The organism is Mesorhizobium sp. M5C.F.Ca.IN.020.32.2.1 (assembly GCF_004023105.1).
In the GTDB taxonomy this organism is placed as follows: Bacteria; Pseudomonadota; Alphaproteobacteria; order Rhizobiales; family Rhizobiaceae; genus Mesorhizobium; species Mesorhizobium wenxiniae.
Window position 1 is genome coordinate 1 of the sequence record NZ_RZSX01000678.1, and the last position, 3,598, is coordinate 3,598.

General features: G+C 60.5%; 2 protein-coding genes and 1 pseudogene. 2 read left to right on the forward strand and 1 reads right to left on the reverse strand.

What is annotated here, in order from left to right:
* Positions 1-214, reverse strand: a pseudogene (locus tag EOA86_RS40665) (NUDIX hydrolase); the annotation flags it as partial.
* A gap of 229 nt (positions 215-443) precedes the next feature.
* On the opposite strand from EOA86_RS40665, the gene EOA86_RS26835 reads away from it, so the two are divergent.
* Positions 444-1,469 carry an ABC transporter substrate-binding protein gene (locus EOA86_RS26835; RefSeq protein ID WP_095518946.1) on the forward strand — a complete coding sequence of 342 codons (1,026 nt, stop codon included), beginning with the start codon at positions 444-446 and terminating at the stop codon, positions 1,467-1,469.
* A 2-nt stretch (positions 1,470-1,471) separates the two neighbouring features.
* A partial coding sequence (locus EOA86_RS26840) for an iron ABC transporter permease (RefSeq protein ID WP_164892003.1) occupies positions 1,472-3,598 on the forward strand: 2,127 nt, incomplete at its 3' end.

Here is a 3,598-nt window from a genome sequence, read left to right on the forward strand (position 1 = left end):
CCAATAGGCGTAGACGCCAGTGGCTCCTTCAATGCCTCGCCAACAACGCCGGCCTCTTCCCATGCTTCGGCGACTGCTGTCTTCCTTCCGCTTATGCCGTTCATCGGCCAGCCTTTCGGCACGATGAAGCGGTTGGTCGTCTTGGAGGTGATCAGCATCACCTCTACGTGCCGTGGCCGTCAAGCCGGAACGGAACTGCCGCAACCTGCCTGATCGGTTTACCCTTCTTCGCCCCTCGGTTTCCTTGACCTTCAAATCGTGAATCTCATTGAGGTCGCGCCTGACGTAACTTCGACGGTCCATTGCGGGAGGACCTATGGGCAGCCCTGTTCCGGCCGCTACCGACTCGATTTGCAAATCGGCAGAAAAGCTCCCAATCTGGTTGTCGCCGCAGCATAGCTTGATGCTTGTTAGACGGCGAAACAATGGGAGGAAATTCGCACATGAACAAGACCTATGTCCGTCTGGCGGCAACGGCTGTAATGCTCGTCTCTGCCGCCACCTCGGCTTACGCCGACAGCCTCACCCTCTATTGCGCCGCCGAGGAGGCCTGGTGCCAGCAGATCAAGACTACCTTCGAGGAAAAGACCGGCATCACCGTCGACATGACCCGCAAGAGCTCCGGCGAGACATACGCCCAGTTGCGCGCCGAAGCCGGAAACCCGAAGGGCGACGTCTGGTGGGGCGGAACCGGCGATCCTCATCTCCAGGCCGCCGAAGAAGGACTGACTGTGGAATATACGTCCCCAATGCGGGGCGAACTGCACGACTGGGCGATCAAGCAGGCGCAAGCCGCCAACAACAAGACGATCGGCGTCTACTCCGGTGCGCTCGGCTTCGGTTACAACAAGGATCTGTTGGCCAAGAGCAATCTGCCGGAGCCGAAATGCTGGGCCGATCTGACCAAGCCGGAATACAAGGGCCACATCCAGATGGCCAACCCGAACTCATCGGGCACCGCCTATACGATGCTCGCCACGATAGTTCAGCTCATGGGGGAGGAAAAGGGTTTTGAATACCTGAAGGCCCTCCACGCCAACATCAACCAGTACACCAAGTCGGGCTCCGCTCCGATTAAGGCCGCGGGTCTTGGCGAAACGACCATCGGCATCGTTTTCATGCATGACGCGGTGACGCAGACGGCAGCCGGCTTCCCGATCGTCACGGTGGCGCCGTGCGAAGGCACCGGCTATGAGATCGGCTCGATGTCGCTGATCAAGGGCGCCCGCAACCCGGAAGCAGCAAGGCAGTTCTACGACTGGGCGCTGACCGCCGAGATGCAGTCGAAGGCGAAGGACGTGAAGTCGTTCCAGTTGCCCTCGAATAAGAACGCCACCGCGTCCGACCTGTCGCCCGACCTGTCGACCATCAAGCTCATCGACTACGACTTCAAGAAGTATGGATCGAGCGCCGAGCGCAAGCGCCTGCTGCAGAAGTGGGATACGGAGGTCTCGACCCTGCCGCAGTAATCATGCGCGTCCGCACTGCCACGAGCGCGCTTCACCCGACCGTCGTCCTGTGGACGGCGGTCGGATTGGTCGGCTATGCGCTGCTGCCTTGGTATGGGCTGGAAAGCAACTTCTTCACCTTGTCCTGGCTGTTGGACGGCTATCCGCATGACGATGACGTCGCGCCGGCGCTTTTCCTTGTGCTGCAAGGCGAGAAACTCTGGCTTGCACCCCTCGGGCCGCTGCTTCTCGCGCCGCTCCTGCTATGGGGGCGCAGGAAGTCCGACCCTTTCTTTGGGAATTTGCTAATCGTCGTCGGCGCGACCGGCGTCGCCTACTTCCTGCTTCAAGGTTTCGGCATTGGTCTGCGTGGTTTCCAGTGGCAATGGCTGACCTGGCTCGTTGGCGAGCTCGACGACCGCCAGTTCGGCATGGGCTGGGGAGCACTGCTCGTAAGCAGCGCGTTCCTGTTCCTGTTCACCCTAGGGCTTGCGGCGCGCGGCGCGGTGGCCGGCGACGAGTTCGTCGTCGGCTCGATCGGCTTCGTCGTCGCCGTGGTCACCGTCTTCATCTTCATGCCGATCGGTCAAATGCTGGGGAGCGCACTGCTCACACAAGAGGGCGACTATTCGCTTCCCATCTTTCTCGCAAAACTCTCCAGCGACCGGCTCTGGAATCTCGGCTGCCTTTTCGGCGGTCCGCGCTGCGGCGTCGCCTGGAATTCGCTGTTTCTCGCCATTCTGGTCGGCGTGATGACCACCGCACTCGGCCTGGTCTTTGCCCTGGTAGTGACGCGTACTGGCTTTCGCTACGGCGCGCTGTTGCGCGCGCTGACCGTGCTGCCGATCATCACACCACCTTTCGTCATCGGCCTCGCCATCATTCTTCTGTTCGGCCTCTCGGGCGCCATCAACCTGGGTTTCGCCGAGCTAATCGGCGTCCGTCCGACACGATGGATCTATGGACTGCCTGGCTTGCTCATGGCCCAGATGCTCGCCTTCACGCCGATCGCTTTTCTGGTGATGATCGGAGTGGTCGAGGGCGTCAGCCCCTCCATGGAGGAGGCCGCCCAGACCCTGCGCGCCAATCGCTGGCAGACCTTCATCACCGTGTCTCTACCTTTGATGCGGCCGGGTCTAGCCAACGCCTTTCTGCTCGGCTTTATCGAGAGCATGGCTGACTTCGGCAATCCGCTGGTGCTCGGCGGCAATTTCGACGTTCTGTCCACCGAGATCTTCTTCGCGATTGTCGGCGCACAATACGATCAGGCGCAGGCGGCAATCCTCGCCCTCGTACTCCTGTTCTTTACCCTTGGGGCTTTCTACGCCCAGCGATTCTGGCTCGGCAAAAAGTCCTACACGACCGTTTCCGGAAAAGGCGACGCCGGCGTCCACCCGCTTCTGCCGGCAACATTCCGCAACCTCGTCGTCGCGGTAGCCACTGTCTGGACGCTTTTTACCTTGCTCATTTATGCGACGATCTTCTACGGCAGCTTCGTCAAGCTGTGGGGCGTCGATTTCTCTCTGACCTTTCACCACTACGTGAAGGCGTTTTCCATCGGGTGGAACGAGTTCGGCGTCCACTGGCGCGGCTCGGCCTGGAGTTCGTTCTGGACGACCATGGAAATAGCGTTGATCTCCGCGCCGCTGACCGCGGCTATCGGACTCTTGACCGCCTATTTGCTGGTCCGCCAGAATTTTGCCGGCAAAGAAGCTTTCGAATTCGCGACGATGCTGTCCTTCGCCATTCCCGGCACTGTGATCGGCGTGTCCTATGTGATCGCGTTCAACGTGCCGCCGATCGAGCTCACCGGCACCGGCATTATCCTGGTGCTCTCCTTCATCTTCCGCAACATGCCGGTCGGGGTTCGCGCGGGTATCGCGTCGATGTCGCAGATCGACCGCAGCCTTGACGAGTCCTCCCTGACTCTCGGCGCTAACTCCTGGCAAACCTTCCGCAAGGTGGTGCTGCCACTGCTGCGGCCGGCCATCCTCGCGGCGCTGGTTTATTCCTTCGTTCGCGCCATGACCGCCATCAGCGCCATTATCTTTCTGGTCAGCGCCCAGTACGACATGTCGACCAGCTACATCGTCGGCCGCGTCGAGAATAACGAATATGGCATCGCCATCGCTTATTCCGCAGTCCTGATC